Below are 16,678 nucleotides of genomic sequence, written 5' to 3' on the forward strand. Positions count from 1 at the left end.
GGTTAGATGACTAAATTAACAAGCCTGACCATTGCCCAAGCACGCGAAGGTCTAAAGAATAAAGAATTCAGTGCTGTTGAACTTGCGACAGAATATAACGCAGCTGTTGAAGCAGCGCGCCCACTAAATGCTTTTATTACGGAAACACCTGAAAAAGCATTGGAAATGGCAAAAGCATCTGATGATCGTATCGCCAAGGGTGAAGCAGGTATCATGGAAGGTATTCCTTTGGGGATCAAAGACCTTTTCTGTACTGAAGATGTTTTGACAACCGCTGCCAGCCATATTCTGGATGGTTTTAAACCACAATATGAATCCACAGTAACAACAAATTTGTGGAAATCCGGCGCGACTATGTTGGGTAAGTTGAACCTTGACCAATTTGCGATGGGCTCTGCGAATATCACCTCTTTCTATGGTGATGTTGTTAATCCTTGGAAGCGTGAAGGCGATAACACAGATTTGGTACCTGGTGGTTCTTCTGGTGGTTCTTCTGCTGCAGTTGCGGCTCATGCAGTTGCAGCAGCAACAGGTACTGATACAGGTGGTTCCATCCGTCAGCCTGCGGCATTGACTGGTACTGTTGGTATCAAACCGACATATGGTCGTTGTTCCCGTTGGGGTATTGTGGCCTTCGCAAGTTCACTAGACCAAGCAGGTCCAATGACACGCGATGTACGTGATGCGTCCATCATGTTGGAAGCAATGGCAGGATATGATCCAAAAGATGCAACTTCTGTAAATGTGCCTGTGCCGAATTACGAAGCCTCCTTGGAGAATGGCGTGAAAGGTCTTCGCATTGGTATTCCAAAAGAATATCGCGTGGACGGCATGCCTGCGGAAATCGAAAAGCTTTGGCAACAAGGTATTGAATGGTTGAAAGCAGCCGGTGCAGAAATTGTTGATGTTTCCTTGCCTCATACAAAATATGCACTACCAGCTTATTATATCGTGGCACCTGCGGAAGCTTCTTCCAACCTGTCTCGTTACGACGGGGTGCGTTATGGTCTTCGTGTTTGTGATGAAGGCGATAGCTTGGATGATATGTATGAGAAAACCCGCGCAGCTGGCTTTGGTGACGAAGTTAAACGCCGTGTGATGATTGGTGCTTACGTACTTTCTGCGGGTTACTATGATGCTTACTATTTGAAAGCACAAAAAGTGCGTACACGTATCGCCGAAGACTTTAACAATGCATGGAAATCTTGTGATGTGTTGTTAACACCTTCCACACCTTCTGCGGCATTTGCAAAAGGTGAGAATAGCGATCCGCTTTCCATGTATCTGAATGACGTATTCACAGTGACAGCAAACTTGGCAGGCTTGCCGGGTATTTCTGTGCCTGCTGGTTTGGACAGCAACGGCTTGCCACTTGGTTTGCAATTGTTGGGTAAACCATTTGATGAGGAAACTGTGTTACGTACAGCCTTCGCGCTGGAACAAGCTGCTGGATTTGAGGCAAAACCTCAATTCATGGCTGGTTAAGAGATTAAAGAGAAGAGAATTGCAATGACCTATATGATCAAAGGCAATACAGGCGATTGGGAAGTGGTAATGGGCTTGGAAATCCATGCGCAGGTATCTTCCAACGCGAAACTATTTTCTGGTGCGGCTACAACATTCGGGGCGGACCCTAATGAACAGGTATCCCTCGTTGATGCGGCGATGCCGGGTATGTTGCCAGTTGTAAACAAAGAATGCGTGCGTCAAGGTGTGCGTACTGGCCTTGCGATGGGCTGTGAAATTAACTTGAAATCTGTATTCGCGCGTAAGAACTATTTCTATGCCGATTTGCCACAAGGCTATCAGATTTCCCAGTTTGAAGAGCCAATCGTAAAACGCGGTAAAGTCACAATCGACCTTGAAGATGGTTCAACAAAGGAAATTGGCGTGGAACGCCTGCATCTGGAACAAGATGCGGGTAAATCTATCCATGACCAACATCCAACACAATCTTACATCGACTTGAACCGTTCAGGTGTTTGCTTGATGGAAATCGTATCTGACCCGGATATGCGCAGCCCTGAAGAAGCAGCAGCTTATGTCTCAAAGATTCGTTCTATTGTGCGCTGCATTGGGTCTTGTGATGGTAACATGGCCGAAGGTTCCATGCGTGCAGACGTAAACGTATCTGTGCGTAAGCCGGGTGATGAATATGGTACACGTTGTGAGATCAAAAACCTGAACTCCCTTCGTTTCATGAAACAAGCGATTGAGTTTGAAGCAAAACGCCAAGTTCAAATCCTTGAAGAAGGCGGCTCCATCGATCAGGAAACACGCCTGTTCGATACAGCAAAAGGCATCACACGTTCCATGCGTTCCAAAGAAGACGCGCATGACTATCGTTATTTCCCAGACCCAGATTTGTTGCCAGTTATTCTGGAACAAGCTTGGGTGGATGAATTGGCGGCTGACTTGCCAGAACTTCCAGATGTGAAGAAAAACCGTTTCATCAGTGATTTTGGTCTGCCTGCATATGATGCGGGTGTCTTGACTGCGGAAACAGAAAACTCTGCTTATTATGAGCAGGCTGTAGATGCAGGTGGTGATCCTAAATTGACAGCAAACTGGGTGATTTCCGAATTGTTTGGTCGTCTGAACAAAGCGGACATGTCCATTACAGACAGCCCCGTGACACCGGAAAACTTGGGCCAATTGGTTGGCTTGATCAAAGATGACACTATTTCTGGTAAAATCGCCAAAGACGTTTTCGACGATATGTTCTCTACCGGTAAAATGGCGAAAGACATCGTTGAAGAAAAAGGCTTAAAACAGATCACCGACACAGGTGCTATTGAAGCTATCATTGATGACCTTATTGCCAATAACCCTGGTCAGGTCGAACAATATCGTGGCGGTAACGAAAAGCTGATCGGCTGGTTCGTTGGTCAAACCATGAAAGCGTCCCAAGGCAAAGCCAACCCGGGCGTGGTAAACAAAATCTTGAAAGAAAAACTAGCTGGTTAAAGCTGGTTATCTTTCTGAATAAGAAGAAAAAAGCGCGAAAAGAAATTTTCGCGCTTTTTTGTAGATGAATGGCGGAATCTAAACTATCCCTCATCTATAAATTTATAAAATAATACGAGGGGAAGAAAAATGTTCTACCAAATTATTGGACATGACCAGACAATTTCAAATGTATTTAAAAGATTACTGGTTTTATTAGGCTTGCTCACATTAGCTGCTTGCGCTCCGAAATTTGCGCATGTGGAGGGAATACCTAGCTATGAGGGAGTAAACATTAAAAAACTTTCCGTAGCTACTGTTGATAGGCGAGATTTCATTCTTAATGGAAATAAAGAGCCTTGGTTTGAGGGAATTACAAGAGCAGGCTTTGGAGTTCCTCATAGTCTTCGTCGTGAAAGTGAGCCCGAAAACCAATCTTTTGCAATGTATCTTTCTTTGAAGGTGCAAGATTCTCTTAAAGGCAGGGGAAGTAATGTCGAAGTTGTTAGTCTTGAAGCTGGGACAGATAAATTAAAATCTGTTCAAGCGTTGGTAGCTGAAGGAAATCCAGCTTTATTAATTGAGATAAATCACTCCAGATATGATTGTTGTTTTAGTTTAGAATACAGATATGATTTTGATGTGTCTGTTATCCGCGCTAATGGAGAACTGCTTTTCACGAAAAAATTTGCACATTGGTATGAAGATATGGAGGTAGATGAAACGAGATTTTACTCTTCTGGATTCTACGACGTATTTGGTATTCATGCGCAAAAATACGCGGATTTGCTGACTGAATTTTTAAATGATACAGAAATCCAAGCAGCGTTAGCACGTGCTGAGAATTAATTTTTAACAATCGGCCTCCTGTTTGATGGAGGCCTTTCCGCTTTGATCCGGGAATTTCTCAAAAAGGAGGGTGAGCATTTCGTCCATCACTTCGGAGAGGACGCCGCAGCGACCTTTGGAACGTAGGCGACCTTCGTAAAGTACTGTGGGGCCTGCTTCGTTTTCCAAGCTGTCTTTTACGACGATATCTAGTGCAATCTTACGCGTATAGCTGTCATAGGTGCGATTGGTGCTGGCACCTGTTGTATAGATCGGAATGGTGTAGCGAGTACTCACATGCCCACCACCGCCAGAGCCATATCCGCCGCCAAAGGTTACCGATGGATAGCCATAGCTATCATCCTTAATCTCAATCCCGTCATTTATGCCGTAGTTGAAAAAAGCAATAAGGTCTGCTTCTTGTTCATCTTGAACGATTTGAAAGCCTTGTCCGGAAAGATGGTTTTCCAACTTTTGTTTGTAGGTTTTATATTCAAGACTACTTCGTAATTCTTCCGGGAAAGCATGCACGATTAAGGTTTTCGTTTTATCATCTTCGGTGATTTCGGAGAAGGATTGGACATCCCCGGTCAAGCGCGCACAAGCTGCAATAAATAGTAAGGATGAAATTGCAAGAAATCGAAACATGGTCTTAAATCTCATATACGGGTTGGCTTTCCTTAGATATCATATCGGGATCAGCGGCTTGCATTTCAATGCTAAATCTACTGCCGATACCTTCTTCGCTGCTGACATGGATTTTACCACCCATTGTTTCAATAAGCTTTTTACTAATGGTTAAGCCGATACCAGTTCCTTCGATTTGAGAATTTACAGCGTCTAGACGTTCAAAAGGCTCAAAAATGTTATCTAGTTGATTTTGTGCAATACCTTTGCCTGTATCTTCCACATAGATCTCAACATTTCCATTTGGAAGATCAATGCAACCAAATTCAACATGACCACCTCTATTGTTATATTTAATGGCATTGGTCATTAAGTTTACCATGACTTGTTTGAAGCGTAATCGATCTGCATAAATCCCCTTATTAGATTGCCTCTTTCCATTTAAAGTGACTTCTTTCTCTTTTGCGATATTGCGAAGCATTTCAAGGTTTTCGCGCATGACATCATTAGGAAAAAATGCTTCTGGATTTAAAGGGGTGCGTCCTGATTCCATTCGTGAGAAATCCAGAACGCTATCAATGAGGCCTAATAGAAGTTCGCCAGATCGAATGATTTGGTCTACATTTTTTTGCTGATATTCGTTTAAGTCACTATGACGACTGATACGCAAAAGCTGAGAGAAGCCCAAAATCGCGTTTAACGGCGTACGCAATTCGTGGCTCATAGATGATAAGAATTTGGATTTTGTCTGGTTTGCTTGATCTGAAATCAGTTTTTCTTCAACAAGTTCTTCTGTGCGTTGGTTTTGCAGATATTGATGGATACGATTATCCCAATATTCCTTATTCCAGACACGGACTTGAATGAGGATGAAAAGGCAATAAAGCAACGCGCATACACCAACGATATTTCCGATATCTGTGAAGAGTGTAAACGTTGCGACCGCAGTCGGTAACATTACCAATAAAATATAGGTGATGGCGAGTTTTCGCCAAAAACAAAAGGAAGAAAATGCCCCGACAGTGACACATGCCAGATAAATAAAGAACAGCCATGTATACCATTCAAATCCATATACATGTAACAGGCATGCCATAACCAAACTGAAATATAGGCTAATGCTTGAAATGCTTAGGAAAAAAGAGATTTCAAATCTTCGTAGATTTTCAATGTTTTTGCTATTGAGGACAATGTAAGATGTCATCAGCCGCAGGGAAACCAATGCCAAACCTAAAACAAATAATGAAGAAAATGCGTCTTCATATCCAGGTAATACAGGGATGTAGAGACCAAGATAAACAAGGCCAACATATAAGAAAAATATGCCTGGCAGGGAGCGCTTGTTCAGAGTCTTGATCGCTTCCCATCTCAGATCTTTGCGAACGTCTTCAGGAAACTGAAGGTTCTGCTTTGTTAGATGTCTATCGCAATCCGTAATTTGGATCATCTTTTATCCCGGCTAAAACATTTTATTTTTCCTGTCTTAGCTGGAATATTAGACGATTGCAATGATATCGAAAGGGGTAAAATTATTGAACTGCGACTAAAACAACGCCAAGTTCATCTTCTAGTTTTTTGATCTTTGCGAGTTTATCTTCGTCCATATCCACAGGTTCCGCTTTAATCGCCGACATGGCTACTAACGGCGCGCCGACTTCTTTCTCTAAAGCTTGAATTGCTTTAAGACGATCTGCTTCCAATGGGGCAAAAGAATACAACATATGAAATCCTCCTGTTAAATATCATCTTGTTATGTTCTACGCAGCATAGCATAAATTGGATTGGTTAATGTAAAATTTCATGGTTTCACGAAAAAACAGGTTATTCGTTGCTTATTTTCAATAATGATATTCCTCCATTCCTTGAACTGGTTGCTGCTGGTTATAGTATGCAATTCAATGAACACGGGCCTTCACCAACAGGCGTGTTATGGGCTGATGCGAAAGGGCAGGAAAAGCGATTTGCCACACTTTGCAAGGTGATCGATGAAATGAATACCAATCAGGAAGTTACAATCAACGATCTTGGTTGTGGCTATGGTGCTTTATTTGACTATTTAAATGCTGAAAAGTTTAATGATGGGCATTTTCAATATTATGGATCAGATATCTGTCGGGACATGATTGTGAACACTAAAGCACGCATAACAGATAGTCGGGCGCATTTTAACTGGTCTTATCAAACACAACAGATTTGCGACTATTCCTTCTGTTCAGGTACCTTTAACATGAAAGGAACAGCGGAAGATGATGTCTGGACAAATTATGTGAAGGAAAGCTTACGACATCTTTTTGATCACAGTAAAAAGGGGATGGGGTTTAACTTACATGACGCCAAACAGAAGAAGCGTCTGGAATGGACCTATTACGCAAATAGGAAAGACATCTATAATTTCTGCAAGAAGGAATTATCTAGTGACCTAACTCTAATGGAAGATAAAGCGAAGAAGGAATTTACAATACTTTTACGAAAGTAAATCTTCTTCGCAATGTTGTTTATCAGATGATCGCTAACATTTCATCAACTGAGGCAATTTTCTGACGTGCCTCAGTTTTAGTTTCGGCCGCATCAATAGCTTTCCAATCAGCAAAAGTAGTTACTTTGCATCCTTTTTCTGCAAGTAGCTTATCTATTGCTTGACCACCCTGTTTTGCAGGATTAGCTGTAATTTGATCCATAATGATTTGTGACGTTTTAAAACTACATGGACGGTTCGTTGGGATAGTGCCCGATGGTCCACGTTTTCCCCAACCGACAACATATAAATTATCTTGGATTAAACCTTCTTCATTTGGATAACGACCAAGTTTTTCATCAAAAGGGACACCTGCCAGAGGCTGGGAATAATATCCAATCGCCGAGACAACCAAATCAGCAGGGATGTCAAAAAGCTCCCCAGTGCCTGTTGGTTTGCCATCTTCGTTTAACTCCATCCGTTCAAACTGAACAGCTTCAACTTTTTCTTCACCTAGGAAAGCTGTTGGACTTGCAAGAAATTGAAGGTGGATAGTTTTATCTTTGCCATCACGTTCCATTTCCGTGAAACTTCGGAAAATATCTAATACTTTGCCCTTAATACGGCCTGCTGGTTGGCTCGTATCTATATGCGATGGAAGCTCATCGGGAATAACAGCGCCTTCTATGACAGGCAACGCATGTTCCAATTTACCCAATTCACGCAATTCGGGTGGGGTGAAGCTTGCTTCTGCTGGACCACGGCGACCTGCAATAACAACATCACTAATTGAAGCTTTATCAATCGCAGCGCGTGTATAATCCGCAAGATCAGAATCGGACATTTCTTCAGCAGATTTAACAAGGATACGTGCCACATCAATGGCAACATTACCATTACCGATGACAATAGCTGATTTTGCATGTTCGGGAATAGGGGAAAGGTCTTTGTAATCAGGATGACTGTTATACCAGCTTACGAAAGCAGCAGAACCATAAACACCGTCTAGATCTTCACCAGGAATACCAAGTCTTTTATCTTCGCGTGCGCCATTGGCAATAACGACAGCATCATAATGTTCTTGAAGATCTTGAACGGAAATATCTTTGCCAACCTCAACATTACCGATCAAGCGAATACCGTCTTGATCAAAGAATTTTTCATATTGGTTAATGACTTTTTTTGTCCCTTGATGATCTGGGGCAACACCGAAGCGAACCAAACCAAATGGCGTTGGTAGACGTTCGATGAAATCAACCATTGTATCAGGCAGTTTTTTTTTGATGCCTTCGGCTACATAGATGCCGGAAGGGCCGGCCCCGATAACAGCAATTTTCAGTGTCATATCTTTTTCTCTTAAACCCTTAGCTTTAAATTGGATGTAAGATGGCAAACTCTTTTCTTCAAGACAATAATTTTAAATCGCAATATTCGACCGGGGTCGATAAGGAAAAAACGATCCATTGAGGCGGCTTTTTCTAATCATATGTGATATTTGCCGTAACCCTATTGTATTTTGTCGCAAAGTTTTTATTCAAACCAGGTGAAAATTGGCTATTTTCCAGCAATCCTGATTTATGAAAATTAGGAAGCAAAGTTTTTGGTGGTTTTTGATTGTCAAAAATTTTGCTGCATTGCACAATGCGCGCGTGGGGATACGACAAACACCTTTCGGCATAAAAAAACAAATAGCCGGAAGCTAGGACGGGATGATTAAAATGACAAAAACAATCACAAAACTGCTAGTTGCTAACCGTGGTGAAATTGCGATCCGCATTTTCCGTGCTGCCAATGAACTAGGCATTAAAACGGTAGCCATCTATTCCTATGAAGATCGTTTTTCTCTGCATCGATTTAAAGCAGATGAAAGTTATATGATTGGTGAAGGTAAAGGCCCTGTACAGGCATATCTTGATCAGGATGACATTCTTCAACTTGCTAAAACCAAGGGCGTTGATGCGATTCACCCAGGTTATGGATTCCTTTCAGAAAACCCTGAATTTGCAGATAAATGTCGCGCCGCAGGGGTGACTTTTGTTGGACCGCTTGGTGATACTATGCGTTTGCTGGGCAGTAAAGTTGCGGCGCGTGAATTGGCTGAGAAAGCTGATGTGCCTGTAATGCCGGCGACTGGTCCATTACCACGTGATATAGCCGAAGTTGAAAAGCTTGCGGACGAAGTTGGTTATCCATTGATGTTGAAAGCCAGCTGGGGTGGCGGTGGTCGCGGTATGCGCGTTATTGAATCTGCAGATACATTGGCAGATCAAGTTGAAACCGCACGTCGCGAAGCCGAAGCTGCCTTTGGTAATGACGAAGTATATCTTGAAAAACTGGTTCGTAATGCGCGCCACGTGGAAGTACAGATCGTTGGTGATAGTCATGGTAATATTGTCCATCTTTTTGAACGTGACTGTACGGTCCAGCGTCGTAACCAAAAAGTAGTTGAACGCGCACCCGGTCTATATATGACGGATGAAAGTCGCGCTTCTCTCTGTCAGGCTGCGTTGAAGCTAGCACATGCAGCAGATTACCAAAATGCCGGTACCGTTGAATTTTTGATGGATGCTGAAACAGATAAGTTTTATTTCATCGAAGTAAATCCACGTATTCAGGTGGAACATACAGTCACCGAGGTTGTTACTGGTATTGATATCGTGAAGGCTCAAATCCGTATTGCGGAAGGGGCTGAAATCGGCGATTCTCATTGTGGTATTCCACAGCAGGAAAATATTCATTTGCGCGGCCATGCGATGCAATGCCGAGTGACAACAGAAGATCCTGAAAACAATTTCATTCCCGATTATGGCCGTATCAAAGTATATCGTGGGGCTAATGGTTTTGGTATCCGTCTTGATGGATCAACCGCTTATTCTGGGGCCGTGATCACACCATTCTTTGATTCCATGTTGGAAAAAGTAACCGCATGGGGGGCAACACCCGAAGAAGCGCAATCCCGTATGGATCGTGCCTTACGTGAGTATCGTATCCGTGGCGTGGCGACCAATTTGGCTTTCCTAGAGAACCTGATCAATCATCCGAAATTTAAAACCGCGGAATATACAACCCGTTTTATCGATGACACACCTGAATTATTCCATTTCCCGAAACGTCGTGACCGTGCGACACGCTTGTTGCGTTTTGTTGGGGATGTAATCGTAAATGGTAATCCAGAAGTTGAAGGTCGTATCAAACCGAAACGTCTGACTATGCCAGAAGTTCCAAAAGTGGATATGCTTGCAGCTGCACCTGCAGGCTATAAGCAAAAGCTTGAAGAATTAGGTGCGGAAGGTTTTTCCAAATGGATGTTGTCTGAACCTAAAGCATTGGTGACGGACACAACCATGCGTGATGCGCATCAATCCTTGCTTGCGACACGTATGCGTGAATTTGATATGTTACAAATCGCGCCTGTTTATGCACGAATGTTACCTGAGATTTTCTCTATGGAATGTTGGGGCGGTGCGACATTTGACGTTGCTTATCGATTCTTGAAGGAAGATCCGTGGAATCGTTTGGCGCGTCTTCGTGAAGGCATGCCAAATATGCTAACCCAAATGTTATTACGCGCCTCTAACGCGGTTGGTTACACCAACTATCCAGATAATGTAGTTCAGCACTTCGTGAAGGAAGCTTCTGCGGCTGGCATGGATATCTTCCGTGTATTTGACAGTTTGAACTGGGTTGAAAATATGCGCGTTGCTATGGATGCTGTGATTGAATCCGGTTCCCTATGCGAAGGTACAATCTGTTATTCAGGTGATATGCTGGCTGAGGGCGACAATAAATATACGCTTGGATATTATGTTGATATGGCAAAGCAGCTTGAAAAAGCAGGTGCACATATCATTGGTATTAAGGATATGGCTGGTGTTGCAAAACCAGCAGCGATTTCCAAGCTTGTGACTGAATTAAAACAAGAAGTTGGTATTCCACTGCATTTCCACACACATGATACATCTGGTATCGCAGCGGCATCTGTAATTGCGGCTGTGAATGCGGGTGTGGATGCGTTTGATAGTGCGATGGACAGTTTCTCTGGTCTAACATCCCAACCAAACCTTGGCTCTATCGTGTCTGCTTTGAAAGACAGTGATCGTGATCCGGGCTTGGATGAAGAAGCCATTCGTACCATTTCCCGTTACTGGGAATCTGTTCGAGAGAATTATGAAGGCTTTGAAAGTGATATTCGTTCTGGTGCGTCTGAGGTTTACTTGCACGCAATGCCGGGTGGTCAATACACGAACCTTCGTGAGCAAGCTCGTGCCACAGGTATCGAACATCGCTGGCCTGAAGTTGCCAAAGCTTATGCAGAGGTAAACGACATGTTTGGCGATATCGTTAAGGTAACACCAAGTTCTAAAGTTGTTGGTGATATGGCAATCTATATGGTGTCTTCAGATCTGACCCGTGAAGATGTAGAAGATCCAAATAAGCCAATCGCTTTCCCTGAATCTGTTGTGGCTTTATTCCGTGGTGATCTTGGCCAGCCTGTTGGTGGTTTCCCAGAAGAATTACAAAAGAAAATTCTGAAAGGCGAAAAAGCAAATACAGATCGCCCTGGTGCACATTTGCCACCTGTTGATCTGGATGCAGCCCTTTCTTCTATGAAAGACAAATTTGGTGAGCATGTCGGTGAACGTGATGTATCTGCGCATCAGCTTTATCCAAAAGTGTATGAAGATTATTCCAAGCATCGCGCGCTTTATGGGGATGTGTCAGTGTTACCAACTGCAACCTTCTTCTATGGTATGGAAACTGGGCAGGAAATTACCGTTGAAATCGAAGCAGGTAAAACTCTGATCATTCGTTACTTGAATACAGGTGAAGCGGATGAAGATGGTGAACGTACAGTCTTCTTCGAATTAAACGGTCAACCACGTACAGTGAAGATTGCAGATAAGTCATTGGCGTCTTCAGCGAATGTTCATTTGAAAGCGGAAGAGGGTAATCCAGCCCATGTACCGGCACCAATGCCGGGCATGATTTCCAGCATTGCTGTGCAACAAGGGCAGGAAGTTTATGCAGGTGATGTATTACTATCTATCGAAGCAATGAAGATGGAGACAGCAATCCATGCAGAGGCTGACGGTATTGTTGACAAAATCAATGTACATGTTGGCTCGCAAGTTCAGTCAAAAGACCTTTTGGTGAATTTGAAAATCGGTTAAGATTGACCGATAGTGACATTAAAAAACCGGAGAAAATTTTCTCCGGTTTTTTTTATTTTATTTCGTTCAACCGTTTTATTTGTCTACCTGTTGGATCAAAATTATCAGGGGCTAACCATTTTTCTATTTTGTCTTTTGTAATAAGCCATTCCGATTTCAGAATTGAAAACCATGCAATATCTCTTTGCCAGCCTTTCACAATCGCAGCGTTGCGCCAATTGCCTTCATGAGTGAAGCCTAGATTTAAGGCTGCTTTAAACGAGTTTTTGTTTTGAGCATGGCATCGCCAGACTAGCCGTTCATAGCCAAGATCATCCATAACATATTTCATTAATGTAAATATAGCTTCTCTTGAGGCGGCACTACCTTGTAGCTTAGGTGAGAACCAAATGCTCCCGATCTCTATGCTACTATCTTGTTGGTAAATATCACAAATTGAGAGCCAGCCAAGTGGTTCAGAGCCTTTCGGCGTAACAAGCCAGAAAGGTTGATCTGCACGATTAGAGAGATCATCAAGTAGCTCCGTCAAATCATTGACATCAGCGAAAGGGCCATAACGCAAATAGTCAAAGCTTTCTTCCGCTTCAGTTACACTGGGCCATAATAGCTGACCGTGCTCAGGCCGAAGTGGTTCCAAATGCATATATCGACCGTTAAAAACTAATCGATCTGGGTTGGGCCATTTATTTTTAGAAATGGATGTCCCTAAATCTTTTTTCTGTATCATCATAAATTGAAGCCATTTTCTCAATCAATCCAAATCAGATTTAATCTGTGGCAATTATGAGTACAAGGAAAAAGAGTTTAATAAGGACCACTTGTGACTTATTGAACCAAAGCACGATCTCGTAGGTAGGGGACATCCTCTTTTTCTGGATCATCAATAGTGCGTCCAATATGATGGCCATCAAAGACGGCCGCTGCGATAATGCGCGGGGCATCACAATCCCCAATACGTGACAGATGGGTAATACCTGCTTTTTCAAGGGCATCAGGATTATCTTTAAGGTCTCGATAAAGGCCTTCATTTGGCATGCGAGAGGTCACAGGAATAAAGCAGGTTGCAGCCAATTTTTGCTGCCTACCAGAATAAACACAATCCAGTGTGACTGTGTTATCATGATATTCTGAAACTGTATGGGATACGATAATATTTACGCCTAGCTCAATGAGGCGCGCCTGTGTTTGAAATTGTTCCCCTGTATATTCTGACCAATCTCCCACACGTCCGGCAGAAGTAACAAGCGTCACATCGCTTTCACCAAGTTCAATCATTCGTTCTGCAATGACTGCTGCCATATAATAATGTTCGTCATCAAAGATAACAGTATGTCCTGTTGGTGGTAATGGCTTGTTGTTCATGATGTCATCAGGTGTGAATAGATTTTCTCCGGTATAAGTGCGAAGAGGAAGTTGATAACTGCGCCCCATACCATCGCGGCGCCATTTAGCCCCTGTTGCGATAATCACGCGGGAAAAACCGAATTCTAGAACTTCTGGGGCCGTTAATGGGCTTTCCAGATACATGCTGACATTTGCCATTTGTTGTAGTTGATAAATTCGATAATCCTTTACGCGTGCATATTCTGACATGCCGGGCAGGGTGCTTTCTTTTAAAGCGCGTCCCCCTAATTCTTTTGTAGCTTCTGCAAGTGTAACTGGATAACCGCGTTTGCCAAGGATATGGGCAGCTTCTAAACCTGCTGGACCCGCGCCTATAACTAGGATTGGCTCGTCAGTGGTTTTCGGTGGTACATTTTCTGGATGCCAATCGCGGCGCCATTCTTCACCCATGGTTGGGTTTTGTGTGCATCGAAGGGGGGCTGAATGAAAATCATGCGCATAGCAAATATTACAACCGATACATTCACGAATTTCGTCTTCTCGGCCCTCACTGATTTTATTAGGGATAAAAGGATCCGCAATGGAAGGGCGCGCCGCACCAATAAGATCAAGAATACCCTTTTTTACCATGCGAGCCATAGTGTCAGGTGTTGTAAAACGTCCGACACCAACAACTGGTTTTTGTGTTACTTTTTTTACATAAGATACAAATGGTTCCATTGGTGCTTCGCCAATGAAGCGAGATGGCCCCATTTCAATGCTATAGTCATCAATCACAACATCCCAAAGATCTGGAATATCTGCGAGAATTGATACCATTTCCCGCGCTTCATCTTCTGGTTCTGTGCCTTTTGCACTTAAGCCGCTATCAACGGAAAAGCGGGTGGCAACGGCACAACGATGTCCAACGGTATCTTTCACTTCTTTTAGAATTTCACGAACCAAGCGTACTCGATTTTCTACACTGCCTCCATATTCATCGGACCGGTTATTGGTATGAGAACTAAGAAATTGATGCAGAAGGTAATGATGACCAGCATATACATATACGATGTCAAATTCAGCCTGCATCGCGCGTTTTGCCGCTTCTACATGGTATCGACGTAAATCACGAATATCTTGTTGGTCCATGATTCGACATTGCATAGGGCCTGTGAAGGAATAAGTACTTGCTGCTCCGATAGCTGGCATGCGGCTCATCATATTATTAGTAGCAGGACCGCCATGCCACATCTCTACACCAGCTAAGGCACCGTGTTCATGAACTTTTTCAGCCATTTTGCCAAGGTTACGAATATCGCCTTCATCCCATAGAGTGCAATGGCTATGAGGTGTATCATCAGAACTCGGATGAATGGAGCAGTATTCTGTGTTCACAACGGCCCATCCACCGTCTGCTTTGATGCCCCGCATACCCGCTTGAGTTTCCGGTCGATCATATCCCATACCTGTGCAATGAGGAACTTGATAGAAACGATTTTTTGCAGTGACTGGACCAATCTTTATTGGTTCAAAAAGTAGGTCATAATTGGGATTGCGGGGCATTTTGTGTGATCCTGAATTTATTAAACGATCATTTAATAAAACTATTTAGAAAATAAATCCAGAAAAAAATATGACAGAAAAGACTTGTGAGGTGAAGAAGGATTTCATACTGTTCGTAAAAACAGGGATGGCTAGAAAGCTGTATAAAAATGAAGAAAATCAAACTCTTAATTTTGAATTTTATTAGTATTCTAATTATTGATGTAAGTGCGTCAAAGGCGGAGAAATTTATTCTCGGCTTGCAAAATTATGATCAACAAATTTCTTCGTATCAGGAAAGTGTTGTTGAATTGGCTCTCCAACATATTCCGGGAAGCCATAGTTTTGAGATTAAACGTTTAGAAGTATCGCAGGATCGAATTTTCAGGTTTTTAGAAGACGAAAACTCAGAGATTGATTTCAGCATCGGCGGATATTCTAGAGACAAAGAACAACGCTTTCTGCAGTTGGATATCCCGATTTCGAGAGGTATTTTAGGGTATCGCATCTTTGCAATTCGTGATGACAGCAAAGATATGTTTCATTCAATAGAGACCCTAGAAGATCTTAAAGGACAAGTTGTTGTGGGGTCTGGTATTGGATGGCCCGATACAGAAATCTTTAGAGCAAATGGGTTTCGGGTGGAAGCAGCAAGTTATCGGAACTTGTGGTTAATGCTTGCCAAGGGACGATATGATGCCTTTAATCGCGGTATTGGCGAAGCTTATTTAGAAATTAATAGTTATGCTGATTTATTACCCAATCTAACCGTTGATGATAGTTTGATGGTTCACTATCCTTATGGACAGTTCTTCTATTTTAAAAAATCAGCTCAGAGAAAACATGATTTATTAATGGAAGGAATTCAGGCAGCCTATGATAGTGGCGCCTATATGAAATTGTTTAACTCACATCCCCAAATTAGGCAGGTTTTTGAGATTGTGAAACCAACAGGCCGGAAAAACTTTGAAATGATCAATCCCGAAATTTCTGATCGTATCAAAGCTATCCCGGCTAAATACTGGCATAAGTTTTAAAGGCTATTTATCGAAATAAAAATCACCGTAAGCGTCTTTGATAGCCTTTAGTTTGGCTGGCATAAAATTACCAGGCTCGTTCCATACAATTTTATTGCGTGTAGCGAGCAAATAGCATTCTTTATCTTCACTTGCCTGTTTACAATTCTCCAAAGCTAGAAACCTGTTGCTAGTGGTCGATGAATATCCATGTCTTCCATCTAATGTGACATAAAAGTCTTTCTCGCCTCCGATTTGATCAACGAAGTTGACCAGTTTCTGAGCCACATAATTTGATAACTGAATTGGGCCTGTACCCTTAATATCTGAGATATCACGATTAGATTTTTTTGTTATTTTTCCATCATAAAAATAGTCGCCATATGTCTGGTAAACAATTTCTGACTGGAATGGCATAAAGTTACCAACATTTTTCCAATGAATGTAAGACTTGGTTGCCAATAATCCACATGCAGTGCCGCTATCTCTTTCACATGACGCGATATTTTGGTTCCGAAATCCTGGGCGACAGCGATTATCTGGGCAATAATAATAGGTCGAATATCGACCTAAAACATCAACATAATATTCGGATGATTTGCTATCCTCTAAAAAAGTCTCGAAGTGTTGTGCCGCGCCTTTGCTAAGTATCAATGGGCGATCTTGTACATAGGTAGCTGTCTGACAGGCTGAAATTGTTAAAGTAGCTACTAAAAGTAATGAAATTTTTACCAAGATTGATTTCATCTTATATTCCCCTTCCTCAA

Annotated in this window: 13 protein-coding genes; 6 read left to right on the forward strand and 7 right to left on the reverse strand. The window is 42.5% G+C overall.

From position 1 onward, the window contains the following. Window positions 1-6 precede the first annotated feature (6 nt). The 3 genes from gatA to ACOQOA_RS16520 all read left to right on the forward strand — a co-directional run bounded on the left by gatA (window position 7) and on the right by ACOQOA_RS16520 (window position 3,795). Entirely contained in the window at window positions 7-1,485 is a 1,479-nt protein-coding gene (gene gatA / locus ACOQOA_RS16510) for an Asp-tRNA(Asn)/Glu-tRNA(Gln) amidotransferase subunit GatA (protein ID WP_420549697.1), read from the forward strand. Between the two features lie 24 nt (window positions 1,486-1,509). Continuing rightward, entirely contained in the window at window positions 1,510-2,967 is a 1,458-nt protein-coding gene (gatB, locus tag ACOQOA_RS16515; protein ID WP_155155207.1) for an Asp-tRNA(Asn)/Glu-tRNA(Gln) amidotransferase subunit GatB, read from the forward strand. Window positions 2,968-3,096: 129 nt separating this feature from the next. Further along, window positions 3,097-3,795, forward strand: coding sequence for a hypothetical protein (locus tag ACOQOA_RS16520; RefSeq protein ID WP_420549698.1), 699 nt, complete (start codon window positions 3,097-3,099; stop codon window positions 3,793-3,795). A 3-nt stretch (window positions 3,796-3,798) separates the two neighbouring features. On the opposite strand, the gene ACOQOA_RS16525 is transcribed toward ACOQOA_RS16520, so the two are convergent. The 3 genes from ACOQOA_RS16525 to ACOQOA_RS16535 form a co-directional block, all read right to left on the reverse strand. Next, entirely contained in the window at window positions 3,799-4,422 is a 624-nt protein-coding gene (locus ACOQOA_RS16525; protein ID WP_420549699.1) for a DUF4136 domain-containing protein, read from the reverse strand. A 4-nt stretch (window positions 4,423-4,426) separates the two neighbouring features. Then, complete coding sequence (locus ACOQOA_RS16530; protein ID WP_420549700.1) at window positions 4,427-5,848, reverse strand: sensor histidine kinase; 1,422 nt, start codon at window positions 5,846-5,848, stop codon at window positions 4,427-4,429. A gap of 82 nt (window positions 5,849-5,930) precedes the next feature. Next, window positions 5,931-6,122 carry a hypothetical protein gene (locus tag ACOQOA_RS16535; RefSeq protein WP_420549701.1) on the reverse strand — a complete coding sequence of 64 codons (192 nt, stop codon included), beginning with the start codon at window positions 6,120-6,122 and terminating at the stop codon, window positions 5,931-5,933. Window positions 6,123-6,229: 107 nt separating this feature from the next. Between ACOQOA_RS16535 and ACOQOA_RS16540 the strand changes: the two genes are divergently transcribed. Then, window positions 6,230-6,877 carry a class I SAM-dependent methyltransferase gene (locus ACOQOA_RS16540; protein WP_420549702.1) on the forward strand — a complete coding sequence of 216 codons (648 nt, stop codon included), beginning with the start codon at window positions 6,230-6,232 and terminating at the stop codon, window positions 6,875-6,877. A 22-nt stretch (window positions 6,878-6,899) separates the two neighbouring features. Here ACOQOA_RS16540 and ACOQOA_RS16545 read toward each other — a convergent pair whose 3' ends face one another. Continuing rightward, complete coding sequence (locus tag ACOQOA_RS16545; protein ID WP_420549703.1) at window positions 6,900-8,201, reverse strand: FAD-dependent oxidoreductase; 1,302 nt, start codon at window positions 8,199-8,201, stop codon at window positions 6,900-6,902. Window positions 8,202-8,574: 373 nt separating this feature from the next. On the opposite strand from ACOQOA_RS16545, the gene ACOQOA_RS16550 reads away from it, so the two are divergent. Next, on the forward strand, window positions 8,575-12,027 hold the full coding sequence (locus ACOQOA_RS16550; protein ID WP_420549704.1) for a pyruvate carboxylase: 3,453 nt from the start codon (window positions 8,575-8,577) through the stop codon (window positions 12,025-12,027). Window positions 12,028-12,079: 52 nt separating this feature from the next. Here the strand turns inward: ACOQOA_RS16550 and ACOQOA_RS16555 are convergent, their stop codons facing one another. Then, entirely contained in the window at window positions 12,080-12,757 is a 678-nt protein-coding gene (locus ACOQOA_RS16555; protein ID WP_420549705.1) for a GNAT family N-acetyltransferase, read from the reverse strand. Between the two features lie 95 nt (window positions 12,758-12,852). Next, complete coding sequence (locus ACOQOA_RS16560; protein WP_420549706.1) at window positions 12,853-14,916, reverse strand: FAD-dependent oxidoreductase; 2,064 nt, start codon at window positions 14,914-14,916, stop codon at window positions 12,853-12,855. 149 nt (window positions 14,917-15,065) lie between these two features. Between ACOQOA_RS16560 and ACOQOA_RS16565 the strand changes: the two genes are divergently transcribed. Next, on the forward strand, window positions 15,066-15,932 hold the full coding sequence (locus ACOQOA_RS16565; RefSeq protein WP_420549707.1) for a hypothetical protein: 867 nt from the start codon (window positions 15,066-15,068) through the stop codon (window positions 15,930-15,932). A 3-nt stretch (window positions 15,933-15,935) separates the two neighbouring features. Here ACOQOA_RS16565 and ACOQOA_RS16570 read toward each other — a convergent pair whose 3' ends face one another. After that, window positions 15,936-16,658: a hypothetical protein gene (locus tag ACOQOA_RS16570; RefSeq protein ID WP_420549708.1), complete on the reverse strand. Its 723-nt coding sequence runs from the start codon at window positions 16,656-16,658 to the stop codon at window positions 15,936-15,938. Window positions 16,659-16,678: the final 20 nt, after the last annotated feature.

It is taken from the genome of Curvivirga sp. (assembly GCF_965219885.1).
Lineage (GTDB): Bacteria > Pseudomonadota > Alphaproteobacteria > UBA8366 > Aestuariispiraceae > Curvivirga.

Excerpts from the sequence above, each read along its gene's own strand:
- gatA (WP_420549697.1), top strand. The coding sequence starts at position 7 with ATGACTAAATTAACAAGCCTGACCATTGCCCAAGCACGCGAAGGTCTA.
- gatB (WP_155155207.1), top strand. The coding sequence starts at position 1,510 with ATGACCTATATGATCAAAGGCAATACAGGCGATTGGGAAGTGGTAATG.
- ACOQOA_RS16520 (WP_420549698.1), top strand. The coding sequence starts at position 3,097 with ATGTTCTACCAAATTATTGGACATGACCAGACAATTTCAAATGTATTT.
- ACOQOA_RS16525 (WP_420549699.1), bottom strand. The coding sequence starts at position 4,422 with ATGTTTCGATTTCTTGCAATTTCATCCTTACTATTTATTGCAGCTTGT.
- ACOQOA_RS16530 (WP_420549700.1), bottom strand. The coding sequence starts at position 5,848 with ATGATCCAAATTACGGATTGCGATAGACATCTAACAAAGCAGAACCTT.
- ACOQOA_RS16535 (WP_420549701.1), bottom strand. The coding sequence starts at position 6,122 with ATGTTGTATTCTTTTGCCCCATTGGAAGCAGATCGTCTTAAAGCAATT.
- ACOQOA_RS16545 (WP_420549703.1), bottom strand. The coding sequence starts at position 8,201 with ATGACACTGAAAATTGCTGTTATCGGGGCCGGCCCTTCCGGCATCTAT.
- ACOQOA_RS16550 (WP_420549704.1), top strand. The coding sequence starts at position 8,575 with ATGACAAAAACAATCACAAAACTGCTAGTTGCTAACCGTGGTGAAATT.
- ACOQOA_RS16555 (WP_420549705.1), bottom strand. The coding sequence starts at position 12,757 with ATGATGATACAGAAAAAAGATTTAGGGACATCCATTTCTAAAAATAAA.
- ACOQOA_RS16560 (WP_420549706.1), bottom strand. The coding sequence starts at position 14,916 with ATGCCCCGCAATCCCAATTATGACCTACTTTTTGAACCAATAAAGATT.
- ACOQOA_RS16565 (WP_420549707.1), top strand. The coding sequence starts at position 15,066 with ATGAAGAAAATCAAACTCTTAATTTTGAATTTTATTAGTATTCTAATT.
- ACOQOA_RS16570 (WP_420549708.1), bottom strand. The coding sequence starts at position 16,658 with ATGAAATCAATCTTGGTAAAAATTTCATTACTTTTAGTAGCTACTTTA.